This is a genomic window from Mesorhizobium sp. GW821-FHT04C10 (assembly GCF_059420305.1).
On sequence record NZ_JBWKTL010000001.1, the window covers coordinates 2,338,966 to 2,362,694 of the forward strand.

The following is a 23,729-nucleotide window of genomic DNA, read 5'->3' on the forward strand; positions in this document are numbered from 1 at the left end:
CAAGCCCAAAGCAGTGGAATCGGTACATTAGAACCAGAGAATGCGCTCACTGGTTGCAGAAGGCGCGGGCGTTGGTTGTCCATCTGCCAAAGCCGGTGGCGACCATGTTGGCGATCACGCGGCAGACATAGACCTTCTGCGCCGGGTCGTTGTCCGGGCCGGCATGATAACGGGCGACGGCCATCGACCAGGTTTCGTGGCGGGCATGGAGACTGGCCAGGAAACGCGCCGCGTAGTCGACGTTCTGGCGCGGGTCCAGCATGTCCTCGACGCTGCGGAAATGCGAGGCGTGGTAGTGGTGGTTGATCTGCATGCAGCCGAGATCGATCAGTGTCTTGCCCTCGCGCTGCGCGTTGGCGAAGGTGGCAAGGGCCTCGGTCCGACTCCTTGGGAAGACCGCTTTTCCTTCTATATTCAATGCATTAGGCTGAAGGCTGCCTTTCTTTCCCGTCTCGGTCAGGCCGACGGCATAGAGGATGCCGGCGGGCACGCCGTAGCGGTCGGCGGCGCGCAGGATCTCGGGCTCGCAGGGATTGGTGGCGGCGAGGGCGGCGTTCGCGAGGCTAGATAAATATATCGCCGCCAGCGCGCTCGCGAGATGGCGAAGCGGCGCGGCCGTAATCCTGCGCGTCATCATGGTTACCCCTTGCGGACTGCTGGCCCGGTTGCTGGCCGCCGGCTCCACTGTTGCCACCGCCAGAGTTTCCAGGCTGGAAGGAGGACTGGTCGCGGCCAGGCGCGGCGGCGGGCGAGGCGGTTGCATCCGCCCGGGTTGTAGCCGGAACGGCCACCGACGGTTGCATGATGGTGACCTTGTCAACCTCGAAGCCCAGCCCGCGCAGCGACTTGACGATCGCCTCGCTGTCGCTGGAAAGCCGGCGGTAGGCATCGTGCGTTTCGGGCTTCAGTTCAATCGAGAGTTGTTCTCCGGAGAGGCGAAGATGGGCGGTGACCATGCCCAGTTCGGCCGGGTGAAGTTCGATCTTCAACACATGTGTCGGAACGGCAACAGAGCCGGTCGTCTGGGTGGCCGCGGAGGTCGTCGAAAACGCCTGCCGCGGGCCACCATCTGCCGCTACGGCGTTGATTATGCTGAGCGCCGCCTGGCTCATGGGAGCCTGAGGCGGGGCAGGGAAGCTGCGCTCGGAGACCACGTCGATGCGCGCCGACGCCGGGAGCTGCTTTCCTGGCTCCAGCCGCAACGAGGACTGGACGTCGGCGATGGATTTCATCTGTGGCGCCGCCTGCTTCGACCCGGCGCCAGGCACCTCGGCGGCCGTCGTCTCGGGTAGCGGGCCGGGAGCGATTGCATTGTCATGCCGCGATACGCCAGCTCCGGCGTCGCGGACGGACTGGCCGTCGAGCTTTGTCAGCGGTCCGTCGACGAGCGATGCCCGCTCCGACTTCGTCATCGGTTCGAGGTCGTCATGCCCGGTGGAGGTCGCCCGATAGGCCTTGGGCAAGATCTGCCCGTCGAGCGCCGATTCCTGTCCGGCCTGGCCCGCGTCGGCCGACTTGGCCGATGTCGAGAAATGGCGCAGGTCATGAAACGCCATCAGCAAAGGCAGATGGTCGTCGAGCGGCGTTGCGCCGGCGTCGGTCGTCGGCGTTTCGGTGTCGGCGTCCTTGTCCGCCTCGACTTCCTTGCCGTCCTTCATGGATTTCGCAGCCGTCAATCCGGTCGCTGCGGTCCTCGCCTTGCCAGCCGGCATCGGTTCGTCCTCGCCGGTTTGCGCCGCAAGGCCGGCGGCAAGTTTGCTCCAGCGTGGATCGCGTGCCCCGGACTCGGTCGTCGGCTGCTTTTCCGCCTGGCTTGCGCCGCGATGCACCATCCTGCCGAAACCAGCATCATCCTTCTTTCCGGGCACGGCTGGCTGCTCCGTGCGCGTGGCGGTAAATCCTGGCAGGGCCGGGCCGAGGCTGGGGGTCATTTCGGGGCGGCTCCAAGCATCTGGTCGATAAGGTCGAGCTGTCGGCGGGTTTTCATCATGGCGGCGTCGGTCGGGTCGGTCGTGTCGGAACCGGCAGTGTTTGCCGGCGCCGATGCCGGCAGGACCGTCGCCGAGTCGGCCGGAGGCGTTGGCGCGCTCGGTGCGGCCGCAGCCGTGCCGCCGGATGGCGCAACGGCAGGCTGTTCGGAGACCGCACCCTCGACGGGCGGCAATCCGGCCTCGTCGGCGGCCTGCGTGGCGGTAACCTCGGTCTCGGAACGCGGTGCAACGGTTGCCGGTGCCGCATTTGCTGCCGGAAGGGAAGCAGGCGGCGCCACCACCTCACCGGCGATGGCTTGGGCGGCGTCGAGCAGGGCACGGTCACCGTCCGACAGCCTGCTGCGGTCGATCTTGCCAAGCTTGGTGCGAACGTCCTCGATCGTGCCCGACGTCACCGTGGACAGGCTGGAGTAGAGCTGGGCGCGCGGATCGCCCTGATTGGTGTTGCCGTCGCGGCCCTGTTCGGCCCGCGCCGAGGCGAAGGCCGACAACTCGCTGAGGCCGTCGATCGCGGCACGGCGGGCAATGCGCAGATAAATGACCTTCTCGCGCTCGGGATCCATCATCGAGGTGATATCGGCCAACTTGTCCTGGCTGATCGACATGTGCAGCGCGATGACGCCGGAAACGAAGGAATCGGCGAACTGGCTGGCATAGGGCGAATAGAGATAGCGCTCGACATACTGGGTGGACGTAAGCGCGAACCGCACGGCATCGCCTTGGGCCACGGCGATGCCGACCGAGCGCCGCAAGGCGGCTTCCTCGACGAGGGTGCCGGGGCTGAGCAGCTTGGCCTCGTCGAGCAGCGTGAGCGCCGCCGCCGGGTCGTCCGTCGCCATCAGCGATCCTTTGACCAGCGCAAGAAAGGCCCCGAGGTCGCTTGGCAATGTCATGGGGTCGATTGGCTTCAGGACTTCAATGGCGCCGGCGGGCCGGCCAACCAGATAGTTGATGATGCCCTTGGCAATCGAGAGATCCTGGGCATCCACCGGGTTGGCGCGGGAGACCGCCGCCTCGACGGTAGATGGATTGCCGCCGCTCATGCCGTAGACCAGCAGCGCACGAAAATTCCTGGGATCCTTGAAGTCCTCTGCGTCCGCTGCGCGCAGGCGCGCGTCGGTCATCTCGAGCAGCTTGGCCTGCATCGGCATCGCGGCGTGATCGCCGGCGGCGATCCGATCCTGGATAAGCTGCAGCGAGCGCACCAGCTGGTAAGGCTGCAGCGTGTCCTGGGCAAAGCCGGCCGACGGATAGCCTGCGGCCAGCAGCAACAGGCCCATCAGCCGGCTGGTGATGGCCGCGCGCTTCATCCGCCGGTCGCCATCAGGATCTCGATGCGGCGGTTGACCGCCGACATGGGGTCGGCGGGATCCTTCGGCTGGCGGTCAGCGAAGCCGGCGACCTCGGTGATACGGCGTTCGTCGACGCCGCCGCGCACGAGCATGTAGTAGGCCGAATGCGCGCGCGCCGTCGACAACCGCCAATTGTCATAGCTGGCGCTGCGGAAGGGGCGCGCATCGGTGTGGCCGTTGATGCTGATGGTGCCCTTCTGGCCGTTGACGATGCGACCGATCTTTTCCATTGCCAGCACCAGTTCGCGGCTCGGCACAGCCGATCCGACTTCGAACATGCCGAAGTCGAGCTGATCGGTGATCGAGATGACCACGCCCTTGTCTGTGGCCTCGACCGAGACGCCATCATGAAGCTTGTCGCCGGGCTTGAAAGCATCAGCCAGCTGCTGCTTGACGTCGGCGGCCGCCTTCAGCGCGGCGGCGGTGGCTGCCTTTTCAGCAGTCTCGGGCTTTGCAGCCTCTTGCTTCTCGACGGTTGCATCCGGCCGGGGCGCATCGGCCGCCTTGGCATCCGTGACCTTGCCATCCGCTGCCTTGGCATCGCTGGCTTTGGTTTCGCCGGCCTTGGCCATAGCCGCGGCAACCTCCTTGCCATCCTTCGCCAGGGGCTCGAGCGGCGCGTCCTCGACCGGCGGGGCGGGCGGCACGGCCTTGACCTTGGCAACTTGCGTCTCGGCGGCCTTTTCGCCTGGCTTGAGAGGGTCGCCCTCGATCTTGGCGCGCTGCGCACTCGCCTCGGCGGCGGGCGTGGCCACCTGCTGCGACCAGAAATCGGGTTCGAAGGGATCGCGGTAGGATGCGCCGCCCGAGGCGCCCGTCGCGGGACCGGCGCTCTGCGCGCCGCCATCGCCCTTCTGGCTGACATTCTGCATGACGCCGGTGTCGGTGGCGATTTCCGACAGCACGGCGTAAGGGTCGGCGAAGAGATGATCGTCTGACTGTTGCGGCTGCTGTGGCTCCTGCTTTTCCTGCTTGCGGTCGGATGAACCCGCCTCGCCATTGCCGCCCTGACCAGCCTTGGCAGTGGTCTTTTGCGGGTTTTGGGCAGTCGTGCCAATCGCACTCGGCCCGTCGCCAAGGTCTTCCAGGCCCTTGCGGCTTGAATTGCGGTCGACCAGCTTGACGGGGTTGAAGTAGCTGGCGACGGCCGCCTTGGTCTGTTCGTTGGCGGCGTTGATCAGCCACATGACCAGGAAGAAGCACATCATGGCGGTCATGAAGTCGGCGAAGGCGATCTTCCAGACGCCACCATGGTGGCCTTCGTCGTGGTCACCATGGGCATGCCGCACGATGATGATCTCGTGCCTGCCGTGATCGGCCTCGGCGACACTCATGACAAGACCTCGGAAAGGGTTGCCGACCATTCGGCCATGCGTGTCTCGAACACGGCCTCGTCAATGGTCACCGTCAGGTCGAAGCCGGGCGCCTCGATGAAGTCGAGATTAGCAGCGCGTGGTCCAAGCGATGCCTTCAGCGTTTCGAACAGCGACAGCGGTCCGCGGACGGCGATGCGCACCGCTTCGCCATCGCCGACCGCTTCACGAACCGCGCCGGCAAGTGCTTCAAGCGAGCGCTTCTGCAGATCGTCGCTGACGACACCGCCGATGATGCGGGCGACCGTGGCGGCGACAAGATCCGTCACGCGCGCCTCCATGGCATCGATGCGTGTCGAAACGGCGTGGCCGACGTCACCGCCGAAGCTTTCGAGAAAGATCCGTGCTTCCTCGGCATTGGCCTGGCGTTCCGCTTCCAGCGCCGCGTCATGGGCAGATACAAGGCGTTCCGCCAGCGTTGCCTCCGCCTGGGCGACCGCCTCGGCGATAAGCGTGCCGATATCGGCCGGCGGTGCGGATGCTTCCGGCTTGTGCTCGGACGTGGCCTGGGGCTGGCTGATGCGCGGCGCGCGCGTGCCGAAATCAGGGAGAAGATCGAAAAGGGCTGCGGAGGCCATGGGTTACGCCGCGACTTCCTGGGCCGCCCATTTGCGCAAGATCTGCGCGGTGCGCTCCTCATTGAGGTCGACCATGCGGGCAAGCCGCTCCTGCGGCGCCGGCCTGATCTTCTGGCGAAGATCGTCGAGCGGGGTGACGCCGGGCCGCGCGCCGGGCAAGGCGCCGATGGCGGCACCCGCATCGGCGGAAGCGGTTGCCTCCGGTGTCGGCAGCGAACGCTGGACTTCATCGAAATTGGGACCCGACAAAGCGGGCGTCGCCTTTGCCGTCAGCGCCGCCGCCATCGGCCGCAGGCCGAAGAAGGCCACAAGGAACACCACCACGATGAAGGCGCCGGCGTTGATCAGCGTGCCGGCGTGCTGGCCGATGGAATCCAGCATTCCAGCCTGTGGGATCGCCTCGCCATCCAGTCCGTCGATGAACTCGACCGCGGAGACGTCGATGACGTCGCCGCGCTTGTCGTCGAAGCCGGTGGCGGAACTTACCATCTTCTGGATCTCGGCGACGCGCTTGGCGATCTGCTCCGGGGTGGCGTCCTTGCCCAGGATCGTCTTCAGCCGGTCCTGGTTGACGACCACGGCGATCGACATCTTGGTGACGGTGTAGCCGTTGGAGACGGTGGCGATCTTCTTGGAGTTGATCTCGTAGTTGGTGATCTCTTCCTTGCGGTCGTTGGCCGAGGAGGTCTGCGGACCCTCGGTGCTGGTCGCCTGGGTCTCCGGCAGGTTCTGTTCGACGCTGGCCGGGGTGGAGGCCTGCTTCTGGTTGCTGTTCTCATTGGCGCGCACCGACTGCACCGAGCGTTCGACGCGCGACTCCGGATCAAAGATCGTCTCTTCGGTCTGGCGGGTGTCGGTGTTGACATCGGCCTTGACGCTGGCGCGGAAATTGTCGGGCCCGAGATAGGGGGTGAGCGCGCGGCGGATGTTGTCGCCGATCTGCGCCTCCACGGTCTGCTCGACGCCCAGCGTGCGGGCCGCGCTGGTGTTGGAGGGATCATCGCCGGCGGCCAGCAGGTTTCCGTTCGAATCGAGCACCGTCACCTTGTCGGCCGAAAGGCCGGGGACGGCGGCGGCAACGAGATGGCGGATCGACTGGGCGCTTTTCTCGGCGTCGATGCCGGCATAGCGGATGACGACCGATGCCGAGGGCTGCTGTTCGTCGCGGCGGAAATTGGCACGCTCGGACATGACGATGTGGACGCGCGCCGCCTTGATGCCCGATATGGACTGGATGGTGCGGGCGATCTCGCCTTCGAGCGCACGCACGCGGGTGATCTGCTGCATGAACGAGGTGAGGCCCATCGCGCCGACATTATCGAACAACTCGTAGCCGGCATTGGAACTGGTCGGCAGGCCTTTTTCGGCAAGCAGCATGCGTGCCTGCGCCGTGGTGCCGGCAGGCACCAGAACGGAGGTCCCGTCCGAACCGACGTCGAAGCCGATGCCGGCCTCGCCCAGTACCAGGCCGATCTGGTTCACGTCGGAGCGATCGAGCCCGACATAGAGCGTGTCGTAGGCGGGACGGTTGAGGTAGACCGAGGCGATGCCGATAACGCCCATCACCAGAACGGCGATGCCCGCGAGCATGGCGAGGCGCTTCACACCAAAATCGCGGAGATTCGAGATGATGCTCTGGATCTGTTCCGGCACGATAGAAGCGACTCCCAGCATGATTGTCCGCCGGAACACTAGCCCTCGAAGCTTGTGCGAAAATGAAATCGGGCCGCGCTTGCGGCGCGGCCCGTGGATTGGAAGCAGGGGTAGCCGTCGGTTACGGCTGAATTAGCCGTTCTTGAACAGCGACAGGATCGACTGCGAGGAGCTGTTGGCGATCGACAGGGACTGGATGCCCAGCTGCTGCTGGACCTGCAGCGCCTGCAGCCGGGTCGATTCCTTGTTCATGTCGGCATCGACGAGCTGGCCGACGCCGCGGTCGATGGAGTCCATCAGGCTCTGCGTGAAGGTCTTCTGAAGGTCGATGCTGCTTTTTGCCGAACCGAGGATGGTGGCCTGGTCGGTCAGCTGGCTCATGACGTTGTCGATCTTGCCGATCATCTGGGTGATGATGTCGTCGGTTACGCCCGATGCCGTGATGTCGAGATTGAAGGCGGAAACGTTGTCGATCTTGGCAACCGTCGCGCCAGCCGCCGTCTGGCCAGCGGTGTTGGCGGCGATGTCGGTGGCGCCACCGGCAAGCGCGGTCGCATAGGCCTTGTCGTAAAGGGTCTGCGCGGCCGCTGTCGCGTATACGGAAGTCTTGCGGTCGAGCGTGCCCTGGTTCTTGACGGCGGTGGGGAGACCGGAATCGAACAGTTTCGTGCTTTCGACATCGATGTCGATCGTTCCGAGCGAGATGGCGCCTGACGAGGAGCGATTGAAGGATGAGACGATCTTGGCGTCGGGCTGGACGCCGTCATTGGCGGCAGTGACTTGCGTCGACGTCACCGAAAGGAAATTCGAACCCGAAAAGGTGGCGGCATCGGCAAAGGACTTCATCTGTGCCTGGAGCGCGGTGATTTCCGTCTGCGTCTTTGCCTTGGCGGCGTCCGTCTGGCCGACGGTGGAAAGTAGCTTGGTCTTGATCTGGCCGATCGTCGTCAGGACATTGTTCATGCCGGTATAGGCGGTGTCGACCTTCGAGGCGCCGAGGCCAAGCGCATCCTGCACCGTCGACAGCGCCTGGTTGTCGGAGCGCATCGTCGTGGCGATCGACCAGTAGGCGGCGTTGTCGGCGGCCTCCGAGACCCTGTAGCCCGTCGAGATTCGGGACTGTGTCTGCTCAAGCGATTTGTTGGTGGCGTTGAGGCTTTGAAGTGCAGTCAACGCCGCAGCGTTTGTCATGATGCTCGCCAAGAAACTCGCTCCTTTTCCCAGGCCGGCTTCTCAAAAACCGGCGTTGCCCTCGCGAGCCGCTGGCCCGCCCCATCGATTGCCGTCGACCCGACCGGGCCGATTCGCCAATCCGTTGTAAGCTATGGTTAACCATGACTAGCGCGTTATGGTTAACGCCCTGTTAAAGGCGCGCTTTCGAGGGTTAAGGAATGAGGGTTGCGTGGGGCTGGAGCAAACGCAAAACGGGCCGCGCTTTTGGCGCGGCCCGTCTGACGATGTAGCCGTTTGAGAGCGATCAGCCGCGGAAGAGCGACAGGATCGACTGCGACGAACCGTTGGCGATCGACAGCGCCTGGACGCCCAGCTGCTGCTGAACCTGCAGAGCCTGGAGGCGGGTCGATTCCTTGTTCATGTCGGCATCGACGAGCTGGCCGACGCCGCGATCGATGGAGTCCATCAGGCTCGAGGTGAAGGTCTTCTGCAGGTCGATGGAGCTCTTGGCGGCGCCGAGCTTGGTGGCGGCGCCCGTCATGTCCTTGAGCGCGGCATCGACGACGGTCATCATCTGCTGGATCTGGGTGTCGCTGGCAGCAGTGGTGCCCGAGAAGATGGCCAGGCTGGCGACCGAATAGGTGTCGGTAGCCGCGGCGGCAGCGCCCAGGGTCGGCGCCGAAGCCGTGGCAACTTCCGCGCCGGTGGTGCCGAGGCGATTGGAGTCGAGGATACCCTTCGACACGGTCGCAGCGGTGCCGGCTTCATACAGCTTGATGCTTTCCACGTTGACGTCGATCGTCGAGATCGAAACCGCACCGGCGGAGCTGCGGTTGAAGGCCGAAACGATCTTGACGTCCGCGGCGGCGGTGGCCGTCGCGCCGCTGTTTACCGACAGCATGTTGGTGCCGGAGAAGGTGGCGCCATCGGCGTAGGCCTTCAACTGCTTCTGAAGAGCGGCGATTTCAACCTGGGTCTTTTCCTTGGAAGCATCCGTCTGGCCGTAAGATGCGGTCAGCTTCTGCTGGATCTGGTTGATGGTGGTGATCGCGCTGTCCATGCCGGTGTAGGCGGTGTCGACCTTGGAAGCGCCGAGGCCGAGCGCGTCCGAAACGGTGGACATGGCCTGGTTGTCGGAGCGCATCGTGGTGGCGATCGACCAGTAAGCGGCGTTGTCCGAAGCCTGGGAGACGCGATAGCCCGTCGAGATGCGGGCCTGGGTGGTGTCGAGGTTCTTCTGTGTGGCGTTCAAGCTCTGCAGCGCGGTCAGCGCCGAGGCATTGGTCATGATACTGGCCATGGCTACTCGTACCCTAATTTTACAGGTTTTTTTGACATACCGGTTTGTCCGGTATGACGGAGCGGCATCATGCCAATGACCGTTGCGTTTGGGTCACCCGCCATCTGCGAGCGACTATGGCGGCAAGTCCCTACCAAAGGACTAAATCGGACGGTTAATCGAAAATAATTCGGGAGAATTCGATCACGGCTCCCGCACCGCCCAACCCCTGTCGGGGATGGCGTCCTTCGCCAGTGCGCGACGGAAAAAGAATCAGGTGAAGGAGCGCACCAGGCTGCCGACGAGCAGGTTCCAGCCGTCGATCAGGACGAAGAACAGGATCTTGAAAGGCAGCGACACCACGGTGGGCGGCAGCATCATCATGCCCATCGCCATTGTGATGGTGGCGACGATCAGATCGATGACCAGGAATGGCAGCACGATCAGGAAGCCGATCTCGAATCCGCGGCGGATCTCGGAGATCATGAAGGCGGGCACCAGGATGCGCAGGTCGACCGTCTCCTTGGCAACGACCTGGCCGCGCTCGCGGGCGAGGTCGGCGAAGAGATCGAAATCCTTGTCGCGCACATTGTGCAGCATGAAGGTGCGGAACGGATCCGAGATCTTCTCGAAGGCCTCGGTCTGGCTGATCTGGTTGTCCATCAGCGGCTTGACGCCGGTGTTCCAGGCCTGATCGAAGGTCGGCGCCATGACATAGAAGGTCATGAACAGCGACAGCGAAATCAGGATGAGGTTCGCCGGCGTCGACTGCAGGCCGATGCCGGCGCGCAAGATTGAGAAGGCGATGACGAAACGGGTGAAGCTCGTCACCATGATCAGCAATCCCGGCGCCACCGACAGCACGGTCAGCAGGCCGAACATCTGGATGATGTAGCCGACGGTGGTGCCGTCGGCCTTGCCGATGCCGCCAAGGTCCAGCTGCTGCGCCGCCGCGACGGAGGTGGCGGCACCGATCAATGCGATAGCGAGAAGGAATTTTCTCATTCGAGCAGCAATGTCCTGATGAGAATTTGCTTGGCATGCCCCTGGCTGCGGATCGAGGCGCGTTCCTCGAGATCCGCCTTCAGGTGCTGGTAACCGCTGGCGCCCTCGATCTGATGCATCTTCAGCGTACGCACGAAGGCCAGAAGGTCCTGATGGATGTCCTCCGTCATCGTTGGCGGCTGCGGTGCATCGTAGACCACGGATACTTCCATCCTGATCCAGGTGTCGGAGGGCGAGGCCATGTTGGTGGTGATCGGCGCCAGCGCGACCAGCGTCGGTCCCGTGCCGGGTTCGCGCGCGGCGGCAGGCTCCGCGACCTTGCCTTCATTCTCGGGCGCAACCGGCACCGATGACGGTGCGCCGACACCCTTGAGATAGCCGCCCGACATCCAGCCCATGCCGATGGCGGCGGCCGTCACCACCAGCAGCATGGCGCCCTGGACCACAAGGGAAGGACCTTTGCGGGGCTGAACCTGTTCGATATTGGCCATGGCGTTTTGTTCTCCAATTCCTAGAACGGAAGAACCTGGTCGAGAACCTGCTGGCCATAGGCCGGCTGCTGAACCTCGCTTATGCGGCCGCGTCCGCCGTAGGAGATGCGCGCCTCGGCGATACGCTCATAGGGGATCGTGTTCTCGGCGCCGATATCGGCCGGCCGCACGATGCCGGCGATGGTCAGCACCCTGAGTTCATAGTTGACGCGCACTTCCTGCGAGCCGCTGATCATCAGATTGCCGTTGGGCAGGACGTCCGTAACGACAGCCGCGACGTTGAGCTCGAGCGTTTCCGATCGCTTTATCTCGCCATCGGCGGTCGTGTCCGTCTGGGAGTTGAGCGCTCCGGAGCCCTTGCCGGCGGTGCTGCCGACCTTGTCCCATTGCGCGCTGATGTCGAAACCGAGCTTGCGGTTGGCGGTGCGGCTTCTGTCGTTCTGGTTCTTGAAGTTGGCGCGGTCGTTGATCTTGATCTTGACGGTCAGGATGTCGCCTTGGGATAGCGCGCGGGGATCGGTGAACAGCCGGCTCTGCCGATCGTCCCACAGCGAGAACTTCTTCACCGGCTGCCGCGGCGTCTCGGGATATTTGTACATGGATCCGGCGCTGCCGCCGTCGATACCGGAGCCCACCGGCGACAGCGACGGTTCCTTGCCGACCTCCTTGAGGTTGGTTCCGCAGCCGGACAGTGCCGCGACCGCGCACAGGATGAACATTCTGCGGATCATGACGGATCTACCCTTCGGGCTGCGCTGGCCATGATTCCGGTGAGCGTCGCCGCCGCCTTCTGGTCCATTTCGTTGAGAATGACGCCGGCCTTGCGCGAATCGAGCTTCATCAGGATGGCCGCCGCCAGGTCGGCGTTGACCATTGCCAGCCGTTCGGCCGCCGCATCGGGTTTCATGCCGGCATAGATCTTGACGACGCCGTCCTCGGCCCGGGCGAGGAATACCTCGCGCCGCTTTAGCCAGGTCTCGTATTCGGCTTTCTTGGCGTCCAGCGCTTTCATGCGCTCGTCGATGCCGGCCTGGAGCTGCTTCAACTCCTCGGCCTGCAAGGCGTAGCGGCGGTCGCGCGCGGCGTCGGCGATGTTGGAACAGAAGCGCTCGATCTCGCTCTGGTCGGGCGCTTTCTCCCGCGCCAATTGCTGCGGTGCCACCGCGGGCTGCGCTCCTGGCAGAACCTGGCGAACAGTATCCTCACCATGTGCTCCGCCGGAAACGGACATGGCCGCTAGAGCCGCGGCCGCGAACAGGATTGCGCGAGGGCGGCGCCTTTCATGGGATGAGGGAGACGAGATCATCGGCATCGCCTATTGGAGAACCAGATCGGCTTGCAGGGCGCCGGCCGACTTGATGCCTTGCAGGATGGCAATGATGCCATCCGGCTTGACGCCGAGGCGGTTGAGGCCGGAAACGAGGGTTTGCAGGTCGGGGCCGTCAAGCACGGCGACGCGGGCGTTGGGCCGGCTGACGTCGATGGCGGTGAACGGCTCGACGGCGGTCTCACCCTTGGAGAAGGGTTCGGGCTGCACGACGCGCGGCGCTTCGGTGATGCGCACCGTCAGCGTGCCATGGCTGATGGCGACGCGAGAGATCTTGACGTCGTTGCCGATGACGATGGTGCCGGTGCGCTCGTCGATGACGACGCGGGCCGGCGTGTCGGATTCGACCACCAGATTCTCGATCTCGGCATAGAAGCGGGCCGCCGAAACGCTCTTCGGCCGTCTGATCTGGACGGTACGGGAATCGCGCTCGGCCGCCACGCGCATGCCGAAGCGCTGGCTGGTGTAGTCGTTGATCGCGTCGGCGATGCGGATGGCGGTCGAAAAATCGGGGTTGCGCAATTGCAGCGTCAGCGTCGACTGGTCGTCGAATTCGGCTTTCACCTCCCGCTCGACGATGGCGCCGTTCGGCACCCGGCCGGCGGTCGGCACGCCTTGCGTCACTTGCTCGGCCTGACCCTGGGCGGTGAAACCCGAAACGATCACCGCGCCCTGGCCGACGGCGTAGATCTCGCCATCCGCCGCTTTCAGTGGTGTCATGATCAGCGTGCCGCCGGTAAGCGAGGTGGCGTCGCCCATCGAAGAGACGTCGATGTCGATGCGGGCGCCCGACTGCACATAGGGCGGCATGTTGGCGGTGACGATGACGGCGGCGACGTTCTTGGCGCGCGCGCTGCCACCTTCGGTGGCGATACCGAGATTTTCGAGCATGGCGCGGATAGACTGCTCGGTGAACGGCGAATTGCGCAGGCTGTCGCCGGACCCGGCGAGCCCGATGACGAGGCCGTAGCCGACCAGCTGGTTGTCGCGCGAACTCTGCAGCTGGGCGATGTCCTTGATGCGCGAGGCGACCTGGCCGGGCGGCAGCGAGCTTGGCCCGGGCGAGACGCGGAACATGCGGGTGGTGGTCGCCGGATTATATTCCGGATCGTCGTAGACGCCGCCATTCTTGGCGGCGAGATCGCGCTTGGCCTTGGGTGTCAGGCCGTCGGCGAGCGCCGGCTGCAGGCCCAGCGCGGCCGCGAGCAGAAGGGCAAGCGGGCGCATCATGAAGCGCTGACCTGGATGGTTCCGTCGGCCATCACCGTGCCGGAGAGGATCTTGCCGCTGTCGCTGTTGCGAACCTTGATGAGGTCGCCGGCCGAACCAGGCTGCAACGTTACGGCGGTTGCGGTGATCGTCAGTCCGCCTGCGACAAAGAAGACCTGCACCGCGGCACCCTGTTCGACCAGCCAGGCCTCGCGGATAGCGGCGGTCGGGATGTAGCGGCCGGGCAGCAGCGTGCGCTTGGCGATCTTGCCCTGAAGCTCCTCGGTGCGGGTCGCCATCGCTTCGGGCTTGTGCTTGCCCGGGATCAGCGTCACCTGCTTCAGGGCGGCAAGCTCGATCGTTTCGCCGGGATAGATGACCCGGTTGGGGATCAGCACGACCTCGCCGGCAGTCTGATTGCTGGCGATCTGCGTCGCCGATTGATTTGCCGACTGATTTGCCGATTCCTGGGCGAAAGCCGGCATGCCGCCGGCTACCAGCGCAAGGATCAGCGCGGTGCGGCGGAATGCGGAGCAGGAGATCGGCATGACCATCATCCGTTACCTGATGTTCTTGGAGACGACCGAGGCCATGTCGTCGGCGGCCTGGATCACCTTGGAGTTCATCTCATAGGCGCGCTGCGCCGAGATCAGCTCGGTGATTTCCTTGACAGGGTCGACGTTGGAAGCCTCGAGATAGCCCTGCTGGATGGTGGCGAAGCCGGGGTCGCCGGGCACGCCGACATTGGCCGGGCCGGAGGCCGTCGTTTCCTGGAACAGATTGTCGCCGAGCGGTGCGAGGCCGGCCTCGTTGGCGAAGTTGACGATCTGGAGCTGGCCGAGATTCTGCAGGTCGGTCTGGCCGTCGATGCGGGCAAAGACCTGACCGGTCTTGTTGACGATGACCTCGACGGCGTCGACCGGCACGGTGATGGCCGGAATGACACTGGCGCCATCCACCGTCACCAGCTGGCCGGTGGCGTTGGTGTTGAAGGCCCCGGCGCGGGTGTAGAGCGTGCCGCCATCGGCGCCCTCGATCTGGAACCAGCCCCTGCCGGTCAGCGCCATGTCGAAACTGTTGCCGGTGCTGGTCAGTTCGCCCTGTGTATGCACGTTGCGCACGGCCGTCGTCTTGACGCCGAGGCCGATCGAGACGCCCTCCGGCACCAGCGAGGCGTTGGAGCGGTTGGGCACGCCCTGCGTGCGGTCGACCTGATAGAGCAGGTCGGAGAATTCGGCGCGGGCACGCTTGTAGCCGGTGGTGTTGATGTTGGCGATGTTGTTGGCGATGACTTCCAGGTTCGTCTGCTGGGCATTCATGCCGGTGGCGGCGATGGCGAGTGCTTTCATGACCTACTCCTCAGATGCCCATGCGACTGACTTCGAGATAGGCCGAAACGACCTTGTCGCGGATGGCGACGGCGGTCTGAAGTGCCTGCTGGGCGCTCATCACGGCATCGACGACCTGACGGGTATCGGCATCGCCCTTGAGCGCCTGCAGCGACACCTGCTCGGCATTCTGCAGCGTGTTGACGGTCTTGGACGCCGCCTGGCTCACCGCTTCCGCGAAGGAGGTGCCAAGGTTGCCGGCCGTGGCCGGCGCGACACCGCCCTGAAGCAGGTCCGTCGCCGTGTCGCCCAGTCCGGGCTTCAGGTTAAGCGCACCGATGCCATTCACGATCATTGGTTCCTCATCAGGTCGATGGTCATTGAAATGAGGTCCCGCGCCTGCTTCACGACTTGCAGGTTGGCCTCGTAGGAGCGGTTGGCCTCGGTCATGTCGGCCATTTCGATCAGCACGTTGACATTGGGCATCTTGACGTAGCCCTTCTCGTCGGCGGCCTCGTTGCCGGGCTGGAATTCAATGGGAAAATTACTCGGATCGCGATCGATCGAGTTCACTTCAACCGTCGAGCTGCCGGACGCCCGGTCGAGTTCGGAGACGAAGCTGATGGTCTTGCGGCGATAGGGGTCGGCGCCGGGCGTGGTGCCGGTCGACTGGGCATTGGCGAGGTTTTCCGAAACCACGCGCAGGCGCTCGGACTGGGCGCCGAGGCCGGATGCTGCGACTTTCAGGGCTGCGGTCAGCGCGTCCATGATCAGCTCTTCACCGCCATCATCATCATCGAGTGGAAGGCCTTGACGATCGCCGTGTTGAGTTCGAAGGAGCGGCGTACTTCGCCGGCCTTGAGAAGCTGGTCTTCAAGCACGACGGTGTTCTTGGACGGCATGACCACGCCGTCATCTTCCTGCGGCTTGATGGTGAAGCCGGCATTGGTCGCCGCGCTGCCGAGATGGCCGGCCTCGGTGGCCTGCAGCGACACCGCGGTACGGTCGAGCACCTTCTCGAAGGGTTCGACATCGTTTGCCGTGTAGCCCGGCGTGTTGGCGTTGGCGATGTTGCCGGCGATCGCCGACTGGCGCACGGAAAGCCACTGCGCTTGCTTGGCGGCGAGATCGAAAAGGGAAACAGGCTCCATGGGAATCTCCGGGCATGTGCCCAAAGACTAGGCCGCCAGTCTTGCGCGGACCTTGCGGACAGCGGCTAGTGCATGACGCCGAAAAGCGTGAGCCGGTTTTCGGTCGACATCATGCCCTCTCTCCTTGATCCAGGGCAGGGCACAACCGCGACGGCCTTACCGGGAAAGCGGGATCACCTGGTTGGTGCTGGTCAGCATGACCCATTTGCCGTTGCGCTGCTCGATCGACGAGACCGTGCTCGAGTCCGGCAGCGTCGAGCCGCGCTGAACCATCCACAGGCCGGTATCGTCCTCGATCATGGCGCGACCGTTGGCGACATGAACCATGCGGAATTTCGCGACATCGGCGGGGAAGGGCTGGTCGCCGGGCGGCTGTGCCGGCGTGGCGTCATCCGGCACCGTTCCGGTGGCGAACAGGTCGATGCTGGTGTTGGGAACATCCCTGGTCGTCAGCGGCGCGCTGCGCTCGGCGACCACGCCGCCGCCCTCGCGTCCCGAATTGGTGCCGGTGCCGCCAAACTTGATCGCCTGAACGCCGAATTGGTCCTGGTTGAAGAAGATATACCAGGGAAACAGGGCGCAGATCAGGCCGAGCGTGACGCCGAGCGCGGCGATGACGAAGTCGCTTCGCCGGTCTGCCTTCCTGGCCAATTTCGGAAATTGCGGCTTTGGCGGTTGCGGCCATTCGGTGACGGGAAACAGGCCGTCGATCAACGATTCGCGGCTTGCCTGCGTCGCCTCGGCAGCCTCGACGCGGGGAACCACATGCATGGCGGGCACGGCAGTCTGAGTAAGAACAGGCTGGGATCTGGGGAGATCCGGCTCTGATCTGGGTACAGCCGGCTTGGCTCTGGGCAGAGCGGGTTTGGCGGCCCTGGCCAGCACAGCCGCGGTCTTGGCGGCTATGGCGCTGGCGGCCTTTGCCTTGGCGCTTCTCTCTTCCTCGGCCCGCGCTTCCTCGGCTGCCTTCGCCTCGGCAAGCATCTCGCTCAGGATGCGCTCGGTATACTGGCGTTCAGTCTCCTGGTTCGGCATTCAGCTTTCCCTTGAGATGGCGGGCAAGATCGGAGAACGGATCGGCCGAAGGGCGGTCCCTGGGCGATTGCGTCAGCGCCTCGTAGATCAGTGGCACCTGGCGCACGGCGATGTCGAGCTCGGCGTCGGCGCCGCCCTGATACGCGCCGAGCAGGCGAATGTCGCGCGTGTCCTCGAAGCGGGCGATCATCGATTTCAGCCGCGTCACCAAGGCGCGCTGTTCGACGCTCCAGGCCTTGCCGGCCAGGCGCGATATGGACGACAGCGGATTGACCGGTGGATAGCGACCCTGTTCGGCGATCGCACGGTCGAGAACGACATGGCCGTCGAGGATGCCGCGCACGGAATCGGCGACCGGATCGTTGTGGTCATCGCCGTCGACCAGCACGGAAATGATGGCGGTGATCGAGCCCTTGCCTTCCGCGCCAGGCCCGGCGCGCTCGAGCAGCTTGGGCAGTTCGGTGAAAACCGATGCGGGATAGCCGCGCGCGACCGGGGGCTCGCCGGTGCCTGTCGCCACCTCGCGCAAGGCATGGGCAAAGCGGGTGATCGAATCCAACACCAGGAGCACGCGATGGCCTTGGTCGCGAAAGTGCTCGGCGACCCGCATGGCTGTGTCGGGCGCGCGCCGGCGCATCATGGCGCTCTCGTCACTGGTGGCGACGACGGCCACGGTCTTGGCCATGCTGTCGCCGATCGTGTCCTCGAGGAATTCGCGGACTTCGCGGCCGCGTTCGCCGATCAGCGCGACGACGACGGTGTCGAACGCGTCGGCGCCGGCGAGCATGGCGAGCAGCGTCGACTTGCCGACGCCCGAGCCCGCGAAGACACCCATGCGCTGGCCGAAGCAGAGCGGCGTGAATATGTCGATGACCTTGACGCCGGTCATGAAGGCGGTGCCAACGCGTTGCCGTGCCATGGCACCGGGCGTGGTGCCGCCCGACATGTCGTCGCCCCTGATCAGCGGCGGGCCACCATCGATCGCCCTGGTGAGCGCGTCGATGGCACGTCCGCGCCATGAGGCGTGCGGCGCCACCGCGAGCGGACCCCTGCGAAACACGGCATCGCCGATACCGGCATCGGCGCTGCGTTCGAAGGGAGCGATGACGACCTCGTCGCGGCTGATCTTGACGATCTCGCCGCGGCGCGTGCCGGCCTGGCCGCGCTGCTCGACGATGTCGCCCAGCCTGGCGAAATCCGAAAGGCCGCGCACCTTGTAATGCGTGGGCGTGACTTCGGTGACCAGACCGCCACGCTTGACCAGCCCATCGGCGCTGCTGAAGCGGCGCCATACCCGCTCCAACGCGGCAAGCCGATCTTCCGGCGCCGGCTGGAGCTGAATTTCGGGTGCGCGGATGGAGGACTGGCCGAGCGGCATGCTACGACTTCGAGCCGAGCGTCTTGATCGCCTCGTCGGTGGAGGAATCCGTCTGCCGCATCAGGGCGGCGGTGTTCTCGAAGGCACGCTGGACCATGATCAGGCGGGTCATCTCCATCACCGGATTGACGTTGGATTCCTCGACGAACCCCTGGGCGATGCCGACATCGGAGCGATCGGTGACGGGATCGGGAGTGCGCGAAGGCACGATGCCTGAATTGCCGTAGCGCACGAAATTCTCGCCCGGGTCGAAGTTGTAGAGGCCGATCGAGCCGACTAGCTGGTCATTCTGGCGCAGCGAGCCGTCGGCGCCGGCCTTGGGCGGGCCGTTGCGAGGGTCGAGCTGGATCGGCGCGCCGCCGGCGTCGAGCACCGGATGGCCTTCGATCGACATCAGCTCGCCATTCTCGTTCATCGAGAAGCGGCCGTCGCGGGTCATGACGGTGCCGGCCGGCGTGTCGATGGCGAACCAGGCGTCGCCCTGGATGGCGAAATCGAATGGATTGCCGGTCTCGGTCAGGGATCCGTGGGCACCGGAAAGATAGGTCTTGCCGGACGAGGCGAAGGATACCGATTTCTGCCCGGTGCCCGACACAACGTCCTCGAATTTCACGCCGGTGGCGCGGAAGCCCACGGTGTTGGCGTTGGCGACATTGTCGGCGATCGTGTCGAGCCGGCGCTCGAGCGCCATCTGCGCAGAAAGGGCGACGTAGAGACTGTCTTGCATGGTCAGAACTTCAACTTCTGCATGGCCATCATCAGGTCGGTGGAGATGCCCGACGTGACTGGCTTGGCAAAGAGCACGCTGATGGACGACACCGCGGTCGAGGTCGGGTTGTTGATCTCGTACATGCTGGTGAAGCGCGTCAGGAACTTGCTGAGCTTCGCGGGATCGGTGAAATCAGTGAGGTTGAGCTTCTGCTCGAACAACTGCGCCTGCTTGTCGATGTCGGCGGTGGCGAAGGAATCGGGCAGGCCCAGCGCGGTTCGAACGACGCTGGCGAGCGCCGTGTCGGCCAGCACGTCGTACCAGCTGGTGATGTCGGGCGCCTTGCGCTGGAAATAGAGCGCCAGCCGCACGCCCTCATTGGTCTTGCCGGCATCCTCCTCCAGCGTCTGGCGCATGTATTTGTCGACGGTCGGCTGTTGCGCCGCATTGATGGTGGTGGCGTTCTCGCCGTACTGCTCGAAATTGAAGGCCGAGGCCAGTGCCGCGTAGGCCGGATCCGTCTGCTTGTTGGCGACGCTGTCGGGGTCGCGCACGCCACCCTGCAGGACCTGTTTGATGAGGTCCTTGTCCTCGGTCGCCGAATCGAGACCGAACGCCGCCAGTGCATAGGTGTAGAGCCGGTCGTTCGACATCAGGTCGTCGATGGACTTCACCTTGGTGATGTTGGCGAGATAATACGTCGTCTCGCCCCTCACATAGTCTGAATTCGGATCGACGCCGGCGATCTGAGCCTGCGTGGCGTAGTTCTTTGTCACCAGCTGCTGCGCCTTGTTGTAGATGGTGGCGTCGGCGCCGTTGGCGGCGAAATTGAAGGCGCTGACGAACTGGGCATAGCGCTTGTCGGTCAGCTTGTTGGCGAAACTGTTGGGGTCGGTGACACCTTCCTTGAGCGCCTTGACCATGAAGGCCTTGGCGTAGTCCATGTTCTCCAGCCCGTAGGCCTTCATGGCATATTTGAACAGCCGGTCATTGTTGACGAAATCGTCGATCGATTTCACCTTGGTGATGTTGGCGAGATAATATTTGGTGTCGCGATCAACCGTCGGCTGTTGCTCGATGCGGTCGATAGACTTGTTGATGTCCTTGGTGATCAACTGGTAGCTGGTAAAGGTATTGAGCAAGAACGTGCCTCCGGCCGAAGCTATGCCGGCACAATAGCCGCACTTCCTTGCGCGAAACTGAATCGCCCTGACATTCGGTTCCACGGCAGCTCGGATTCAAGCCTCACACAAGGCACGGGGACTATCCCTTGCACCTGGTGTGAAATGCGGAAGGACCTGCCGTGGGCATTCTGATCGGACTTGTGGTGACGCTCGGCTGCGTCCTCGGCGGCTTCATGGCCATGGGCGGGCATCTGCACGTGCTGGTCCAGCCCTGGGAGGCCGTGGTCATCTGCGGCGCTGCGTTGGGCACCTTCCTGGTCGCCAATCCGATGAAGACGGTCAAGGATACCGGCAAGGGCATTCTGGAAGCCTTCAAGCAGGCGGTGCCGAAGGAACAGGATTATCTGGAAACGCTCGGCGTGCTGCACAGCCTGATGCGCGAACTGCGCTCGAAGTCGCGCAGCGAGGTCGAGGCGCATATCGACAATCCGGAAGAATCAGCCATCTTCCAGGCCTTTCCGACGGTGCTCAAGAATCACGATCTGATGGCCTTCATCTGCGACTACTGCCGCATCATCATCATCGGCAATGCCCGCTCGCACGAGATCGAGGCGCTGATGGATGAAGAAATCCAGACCATCAAGAGCGACAAGATGAAGGCCTATCACGCGCTGGTCGCGGTCGGCGACGGCCTGCCGGCGCTGGGCATCGTCGCCGCGGTGCTGGGCGTGGTCAAGGCGATGGGCGCGCTCGACCAGTCGCCGGAAATCCTCGGCGGCCTGATCGGCGCCGCGCTGGTCGGCACCTTCCTCGGCATCTTCCTGTCCTATGCCGTGGTCGGGCCCGTGGCCACCAAGATCAAGACGGTGCGCGAGAAGAAGAACCGCCTCTACATCATCGTCAAGCAGACGCTGCTCGCCTACATGAACGGCGCGCTGCCGCAGGTGGCGATCGAGTTCGGCCGCAAGACCATCTCATCCTATGAACGGCCGACGATCGATGCCGTCGAGCAGAGCACGATGAACACCGCTTCCGCCGAGAAGAAGGCCGCCTGAGCGATGCGCGACAGCTTGGTACCAGCACTGTCATGACCAGTCCGGGCAGCCCCTCGGAGGTCCGCTCGCTGATCATCGAGCGCCTGGTCGGCGACAGCGGCGAGGCGGGCCAGGTCATCGGCACCGGCCGCGGCATGGCCGAGCGCGCCGCGCCGCTGCTGCAGAAGAGCCTGACCAGTGAGCTTGGCGTCCCGGTCACCATCGATCTCAGGGCCGTCGAGGTGAGCCGCGTCTCGGAGGCACGATCGCGCGCTGGCGATACCTTCGCCATGACTGTCGTCGCGTCGTCCATGTCCTCCGATGCCATGACCCTGGTGATCGATGCACCGGCGATCGCGATCGCGGTCTGCACGCTGTTCGGCGGCGACCCGGAGATGCCGGCATCGCCGATAGAGCGCGATCTGTCGCAGATCGAGATCGATGTCTCTACCATGGTGTTCCAGCAGGTCGCGCAAGCCCTCAACGGATCGGGACGGCGCTCGCTCGACCTGCGCCTTCCCGTGCCGCGGGCGGCGTCGGGCACCGAGGCGAAGCGGCACGTGCTGCGCGACGGCGCGGCGGTCCGCATCGTCTTTGGTATCTCGACACCGGTGGACAGCGGCACCGTCACGGTGACGATGCCGCAGCGTGTCGTTCTGGCCAGCCGCGATAGCGCTGCCGCCGGCGGCGAGGACGACCAGAGCGCGAGCTGGCGCCAGCGCTTTTCGGAAGAGGTGATGCGCTCCACCGTGGAGCTCGAGGCCACCATGCCGCTGGCCCGCCTGACACTCGGCGACCTCGCCGATTTCGAAATCGGCCAGGTCATCGAATTCGAGGAAACGGCGCAGTCGCGGGCACGCCTCGGCGCGCGCGGCAAGACGTTGTTCGTGTGCGAGTTCGGCAAGCTGGGGCAAAATTACACCGTCCGGATCAAGCATCCCTACGATGCCGGTCAGGACTTTATCGATGGGCTGATGCCGGCTTCCGCCGGGCGTGCCTGAGCATTTGGAGACGACGCATGGCCAAGACCAAGGTGGAAGCCGCCCTCGATCAACCAGACGACCAGCCCGACGAGCAGCTCGACCGTGCCATTGAGGAGTTGCGCGGCGTCCTGCATGAAGAAGAGCAACGTCCGGACGCGGCGTTCAGGGCCGCTTCATCGGCCAATTCGAACGTGATCATGAACATCCCGGTCGATGTCCAGATCATCCTCGGCAGCACCGAGATGCCGGTCTCCGACCTGATGGCGCTGCAGAAGGGCTCGACGGTGGCGCTCAACCGCCGCATCGGCGAGCCAGTCGACGTCGTGGTCAATGGCCGCAAGATCGCGCGCGGCGAGATCACGGTGCTCGAAAGCGATCCGTCGCGCTTCGGCATCAGGCTGACTGAAATCATCGCCGGCACGAAGGGCGCCTAGACATGGCTGGTGGGGCTTGCCGGTTGCAGCGGAGGCGAGAGGCAGCATGACACCGCTGACGACCTTGACGCGCGCGCAGAAGGCCGCCGCCATATTGGTGGCGATGGGCAAGCCATCCGCCAGCCGCCTGTTGAAATTCTTCAAGCAGGAAGAGTTGAAGGCGCTGATCGAGGGCGCTCGGCTATTGAGAACCATTCCGCAAAGCGATCTCGAGCGCATCGTCGCAGAATTCGAGGCCGAATTCACCGAGGGTGCCGGCCTGCTCGATTCCGCCGACAGGATGGACACCATCCTCAACGAATCCCTGTCGCCCGAAGAGATGAACGCGATCATGGGCAACAAGAAACCGGAGGCGGCGCCGGAAGGGCCACCGCCGATCTGGCCGGATCTTGAAAAGCTCGAACCCTCGCGGCTCGGCTCCTTCCTCGCCGGCGAACATCCGCAGACGGCGGCCATGGTGTTGTCGAAGCTGGCGCCGCAAGCGGCGGCGAGCGTGCTTTTGACACTGACGAAGCCGATGCGCGGCGAAATCATCAAGCGCATGGTGACGATGGCCAACGTTCCGGACGCCGCCGCCAGGATCGTCGAGAACCGGCTGCGCGCCAGCGTGCTGGCGGAAACCTCGACCAAGGACACGTCGGCGGGACAAGCGCGCGTCGCCAGCGTGCTCAACGAGCTGGACAAGCCGCTGCTCGAGGAGGTCATGCAGGATCTGGAGGCCGCCGGCACGCCCGATCTCGACGGTGTGCGGGCAAGGCTTTTCGCTTTCGACGACCTGCCATTGCTCACGCAGAAGGCGCGCGTGCTGCTGTTCGACGGACTGTCGACCGAGCTCGTCACGCTGGCGCTGCGCGGCACCTCGGCGGCACTCGCCGAAGCGGTCCTGTCGGCCATCGGCGCACGGTCGCGACGCATGATCGAGGCCGAACTCGGACAGGGTTCGGAGGGGGTACCCCTCGCCGATATCATGGCGGCGCGCAAGACGATCGTGTCGACGACGATCCGGCTGTCGCGCGAAGGCGCATTCGAGCTTCCGTCGACGCAGAACGCCGCCTAGAGCCGGATGATTTCAGGTCGAATCGACCTGAAGTCGGAATCTGCCTCTAAATCAAAGGATTAGAG

26 protein-coding genes are annotated in these 23,729 nt (G+C 64.4%); 4 read left to right on the forward strand and 22 right to left on the reverse strand.

Going from position 1 to position 23,729, the window contains the following annotated elements:
- Positions 1-46: 46 nt before the first annotated feature.
- The 22 genes from AC07UC_RS11305 to AC07UC_RS11410 all read right to left on the reverse strand — a co-directional run bounded on the left by AC07UC_RS11305 (position 47) and on the right by AC07UC_RS11410 (position 20,174).
- Positions 47-634 carry a transglycosylase SLT domain-containing protein gene (locus AC07UC_RS11305; RefSeq protein WP_056578273.1) on the reverse strand — a complete coding sequence of 196 codons (588 nt, stop codon included), beginning with the start codon at positions 632-634 and terminating at the stop codon, positions 47-49.
- Positions 564-1,931: a flagellar hook-length control protein FliK gene (gene fliK / locus AC07UC_RS11310; RefSeq protein ID WP_494905707.1), complete on the reverse strand. Its 1,368-nt coding sequence runs from the start codon at positions 1,929-1,931 to the stop codon at positions 564-566. The genes AC07UC_RS11305 and fliK overlap by 71 nt, the downstream gene beginning before the upstream one ends.
- Positions 1,928-3,301 (reverse strand): MotC family chemotaxis protein, encoded by a 1,374-nt coding sequence (locus AC07UC_RS11315; RefSeq protein ID WP_494905708.1) that lies wholly within the window; start codon positions 3,299-3,301, stop codon positions 1,928-1,930. The genes fliK and AC07UC_RS11315 overlap by 4 nt, the downstream gene beginning before the upstream one ends.
- Positions 3,298-4,677 (reverse strand): MotB family protein, encoded by a 1,380-nt coding sequence (locus tag AC07UC_RS11320; RefSeq protein ID WP_494905710.1) that lies wholly within the window; start codon positions 4,675-4,677, stop codon positions 3,298-3,300. The genes AC07UC_RS11315 and AC07UC_RS11320 overlap by 4 nt, the downstream gene beginning before the upstream one ends.
- Entirely contained in the window at positions 4,674-5,294 is a 621-nt protein-coding gene (locus AC07UC_RS11325) for a hypothetical protein (RefSeq protein ID WP_494905712.1), read from the reverse strand. The genes AC07UC_RS11320 and AC07UC_RS11325 overlap by 4 nt, the downstream gene beginning before the upstream one ends.
- Positions 5,295-5,297: 3 nt before the next feature.
- On the reverse strand, positions 5,298-6,947 hold the full coding sequence (gene fliF, locus AC07UC_RS11330; RefSeq protein ID WP_140771733.1) for a flagellar basal-body MS-ring/collar protein FliF: 1,650 nt from the start codon (positions 6,945-6,947) through the stop codon (positions 5,298-5,300).
- A 132-nt stretch (positions 6,948-7,079) separates the two neighbouring features.
- Positions 7,080-8,150 carry a flagellin N-terminal helical domain-containing protein gene (locus AC07UC_RS11335; RefSeq protein ID WP_494905714.1) on the reverse strand — a complete coding sequence of 357 codons (1,071 nt, stop codon included), beginning with the start codon at positions 8,148-8,150 and terminating at the stop codon, positions 7,080-7,082.
- 274 nt (positions 8,151-8,424) lie between these two features.
- Positions 8,425-9,420: a flagellin N-terminal helical domain-containing protein gene (locus AC07UC_RS11340; protein ID WP_202326031.1), complete on the reverse strand. Its 996-nt coding sequence runs from the start codon at positions 9,418-9,420 to the stop codon at positions 8,425-8,427.
- Between the two features lie 252 nt (positions 9,421-9,672).
- Complete coding sequence (fliP, locus tag AC07UC_RS11345) at positions 9,673-10,404, reverse strand: flagellar type III secretion system pore protein FliP (protein ID WP_056578257.1); 732 nt, start codon at positions 10,402-10,404, stop codon at positions 9,673-9,675.
- Positions 10,401-10,895 carry a flagellar basal body-associated FliL family protein gene (locus AC07UC_RS11350; protein ID WP_494905716.1) on the reverse strand — a complete coding sequence of 165 codons (495 nt, stop codon included), beginning with the start codon at positions 10,893-10,895 and terminating at the stop codon, positions 10,401-10,403. Before AC07UC_RS11350 ends, fliP begins: the two co-directional genes overlap by 4 nt.
- A 20-nt stretch (positions 10,896-10,915) precedes the next feature.
- Entirely contained in the window at positions 10,916-11,626 is a 711-nt protein-coding gene (gene flgH / locus AC07UC_RS11355) for a flagellar basal body L-ring protein FlgH (RefSeq protein ID WP_494905718.1), read from the reverse strand.
- The gene (locus tag AC07UC_RS11360) at positions 11,623-12,207 is read right to left on the reverse strand and encodes a MotE family protein (protein ID WP_494905720.1); all 585 of its coding nucleotides are present in this window, start codon (positions 12,205-12,207) and stop codon (positions 11,623-11,625) included. The genes flgH and AC07UC_RS11360 overlap by 4 nt, the downstream gene beginning before the upstream one ends.
- Positions 12,208-12,210: 3 nt before the next feature.
- Positions 12,211-13,452 carry a flagellar basal body P-ring protein FlgI gene (locus tag AC07UC_RS11365; protein WP_140771720.1) on the reverse strand — a complete coding sequence of 414 codons (1,242 nt, stop codon included), beginning with the start codon at positions 13,450-13,452 and terminating at the stop codon, positions 12,211-12,213.
- The gene (flgA, locus tag AC07UC_RS11370; RefSeq protein WP_494905723.1) at positions 13,449-13,985 is read right to left on the reverse strand and encodes a flagellar basal body P-ring formation chaperone FlgA; all 537 of its coding nucleotides are present in this window, start codon (positions 13,983-13,985) and stop codon (positions 13,449-13,451) included. Before flgA ends, AC07UC_RS11365 begins: the two co-directional genes overlap by 4 nt.
- Positions 13,986-13,991: 6 nt before the next feature.
- A complete protein-coding gene (gene flgG, locus AC07UC_RS11375; RefSeq protein ID WP_140704515.1) occupies positions 13,992-14,780 on the reverse strand; it encodes a flagellar basal-body rod protein FlgG in 789 nt (262 codons plus the stop codon).
- A gap of 10 nt (positions 14,781-14,790) precedes the next feature.
- Positions 14,791-15,114 (reverse strand): flagellar hook-basal body complex protein FliE, encoded by a 324-nt coding sequence (fliE, locus tag AC07UC_RS11380; RefSeq protein WP_172224748.1) that lies wholly within the window; start codon positions 15,112-15,114, stop codon positions 14,791-14,793.
- The gene (gene flgC / locus AC07UC_RS11385; RefSeq protein WP_140771716.1) at positions 15,111-15,527 is read right to left on the reverse strand and encodes a flagellar basal body rod protein FlgC; all 417 of its coding nucleotides are present in this window, start codon (positions 15,525-15,527) and stop codon (positions 15,111-15,113) included. Before flgC ends, fliE begins: the two co-directional genes overlap by 4 nt.
- Positions 15,528-15,529: 2 nt before the next feature.
- A complete protein-coding gene (flgB, locus tag AC07UC_RS11390; RefSeq protein ID WP_202326036.1) occupies positions 15,530-15,910 on the reverse strand; it encodes a flagellar basal body rod protein FlgB in 381 nt (126 codons plus the stop codon).
- Between the two features lie 156 nt (positions 15,911-16,066).
- Positions 16,067-16,945: a hypothetical protein gene (locus tag AC07UC_RS11395; protein WP_494905727.1), complete on the reverse strand. Its 879-nt coding sequence runs from the start codon at positions 16,943-16,945 to the stop codon at positions 16,067-16,069.
- Complete coding sequence (fliI, locus tag AC07UC_RS11400) at positions 16,926-18,323, reverse strand: flagellar protein export ATPase FliI (protein ID WP_494905729.1); 1,398 nt, start codon at positions 18,321-18,323, stop codon at positions 16,926-16,928. The genes AC07UC_RS11395 and fliI overlap by 20 nt, the downstream gene beginning before the upstream one ends.
- 1 nt (position 18,324) lies before the next feature.
- Positions 18,325-19,050, reverse strand: coding sequence for a flagellar basal-body rod protein FlgF (gene flgF, locus AC07UC_RS11405; protein ID WP_056578233.1), 726 nt, complete (start codon positions 19,048-19,050; stop codon positions 18,325-18,327).
- Between the two features lie 2 nt (positions 19,051-19,052).
- On the reverse strand, positions 19,053-20,174 hold the full coding sequence (locus AC07UC_RS11410; RefSeq protein WP_494905731.1) for a DUF1217 domain-containing protein: 1,122 nt from the start codon (positions 20,172-20,174) through the stop codon (positions 19,053-19,055).
- A 161-nt stretch (positions 20,175-20,335) separates the two neighbouring features.
- Between AC07UC_RS11410 and motA the strand changes: the two genes are divergently transcribed.
- Genes motA through AC07UC_RS11430 form a run of 4 tightly spaced genes read left to right on the forward strand, consistent with a single transcriptional unit; the run spans position 20,336 to position 23,664 of the window.
- On the forward strand, positions 20,336-21,211 hold the full coding sequence (gene motA / locus AC07UC_RS11415; protein WP_140771708.1) for a flagellar motor stator protein MotA: 876 nt from the start codon (positions 20,336-20,338) through the stop codon (positions 21,209-21,211).
- Between the two features lie 32 nt (positions 21,212-21,243).
- Positions 21,244-22,191, forward strand: coding sequence for a FliM/FliN family flagellar motor switch protein (locus tag AC07UC_RS11420; RefSeq protein ID WP_140771706.1), 948 nt, complete (start codon positions 21,244-21,246; stop codon positions 22,189-22,191).
- A gap of 17 nt (positions 22,192-22,208) precedes the next feature.
- A complete protein-coding gene (gene fliN / locus AC07UC_RS11425) occupies positions 22,209-22,607 on the forward strand; it encodes a flagellar motor switch protein FliN (RefSeq protein ID WP_140771704.1) in 399 nt (132 codons plus the stop codon).
- Between the two features lie 46 nt (positions 22,608-22,653).
- Complete coding sequence (locus AC07UC_RS11430; RefSeq protein ID WP_202326041.1) at positions 22,654-23,664, forward strand: flagellar motor switch protein FliG; 1,011 nt, start codon at positions 22,654-22,656, stop codon at positions 23,662-23,664.
- Positions 23,665-23,729 lie beyond the last annotated feature (65 nt).

What these genes read in the sequence shown, in the direction of transcription:
- fliK (WP_494905707.1), bottom strand. Translation starts at nt 1,931, where the DNA reads ATGACCCCCAGCCTCGGCCCGGCCCTGCCAGGATTTACCGCCACGCGC.
- fliN (WP_140771704.1), top strand. Translation starts at nt 22,209, where the DNA reads ATGGCCAAGACCAAGGTGGAAGCCGCCCTCGATCAACCAGACGACCAG.
- flgC (WP_140771716.1), bottom strand. Translation starts at nt 15,527, where the DNA reads ATGGACGCGCTGACCGCAGCCCTGAAAGTCGCAGCATCCGGCCTCGGC.
- flgB (WP_202326036.1), bottom strand. Translation starts at nt 15,910, where the DNA reads ATGGAGCCTGTTTCCCTTTTCGATCTCGCCGCCAAGCAAGCGCAGTGG.
- AC07UC_RS11305 (WP_056578273.1), bottom strand. Translation starts at nt 634, where the DNA reads ATGACGCGCAGGATTACGGCCGCGCCGCTTCGCCATCTCGCGAGCGCG.
- AC07UC_RS11365 (WP_140771720.1), bottom strand. Translation starts at nt 13,452, where the DNA reads ATGATGCGCCCGCTTGCCCTTCTGCTCGCGGCCGCGCTGGGCCTGCAG.
- fliP (WP_056578257.1), bottom strand. Translation starts at nt 10,404, where the DNA reads ATGAGAAAATTCCTTCTCGCTATCGCATTGATCGGTGCCGCCACCTCC.
- AC07UC_RS11340 (WP_202326031.1), bottom strand. Translation starts at nt 9,420, where the DNA reads ATGGCCAGTATCATGACCAATGCCTCGGCGCTGACCGCGCTGCAGAGC.
- flgG (WP_140704515.1), bottom strand. Translation starts at nt 14,780, where the DNA reads ATGAAAGCACTCGCCATCGCCGCCACCGGCATGAATGCCCAGCAGACG.
- flgA (WP_494905723.1), bottom strand. Translation starts at nt 13,985, where the DNA reads ATGGTCATGCCGATCTCCTGCTCCGCATTCCGCCGCACCGCGCTGATC.
- flgH (WP_494905718.1), bottom strand. Translation starts at nt 11,626, where the DNA reads ATGATCCGCAGAATGTTCATCCTGTGCGCGGTCGCGGCACTGTCCGGC.
- fliE (WP_172224748.1), bottom strand. Translation starts at nt 15,114, where the DNA reads ATGATCGTGAATGGCATCGGTGCGCTTAACCTGAAGCCCGGACTGGGC.
- AC07UC_RS11325 (WP_494905712.1), bottom strand. Translation starts at nt 5,294, where the DNA reads ATGGCCTCCGCAGCCCTTTTCGATCTTCTCCCTGATTTCGGCACGCGC.
- AC07UC_RS11420 (WP_140771706.1), top strand. Translation starts at nt 21,244, where the DNA reads ATGACCAGTCCGGGCAGCCCCTCGGAGGTCCGCTCGCTGATCATCGAG.
- AC07UC_RS11395 (WP_494905727.1), bottom strand. Translation starts at nt 16,945, where the DNA reads ATGCCGAACCAGGAGACTGAACGCCAGTATACCGAGCGCATCCTGAGC.
- AC07UC_RS11350 (WP_494905716.1), bottom strand. Translation starts at nt 10,895, where the DNA reads ATGGCCAATATCGAACAGGTTCAGCCCCGCAAAGGTCCTTCCCTTGTG.
- AC07UC_RS11360 (WP_494905720.1), bottom strand. Translation starts at nt 12,207, where the DNA reads ATGCCGATGATCTCGTCTCCCTCATCCCATGAAAGGCGCCGCCCTCGC.
- flgF (WP_056578233.1), bottom strand. Translation starts at nt 19,050, where the DNA reads ATGCAAGACAGTCTCTACGTCGCCCTTTCTGCGCAGATGGCGCTCGAG.
- AC07UC_RS11315 (WP_494905708.1), bottom strand. Translation starts at nt 3,301, where the DNA reads ATGAAGCGCGCGGCCATCACCAGCCGGCTGATGGGCCTGTTGCTGCTG.
- AC07UC_RS11430 (WP_202326041.1), top strand. Translation starts at nt 22,654, where the DNA reads ATGACACCGCTGACGACCTTGACGCGCGCGCAGAAGGCCGCCGCCATA.
- fliI (WP_494905729.1), bottom strand. Translation starts at nt 18,323, where the DNA reads ATGCCGCTCGGCCAGTCCTCCATCCGCGCACCCGAAATTCAGCTCCAG.
- AC07UC_RS11320 (WP_494905710.1), bottom strand. Translation starts at nt 4,677, where the DNA reads ATGAGTGTCGCCGAGGCCGATCACGGCAGGCACGAGATCATCATCGTG.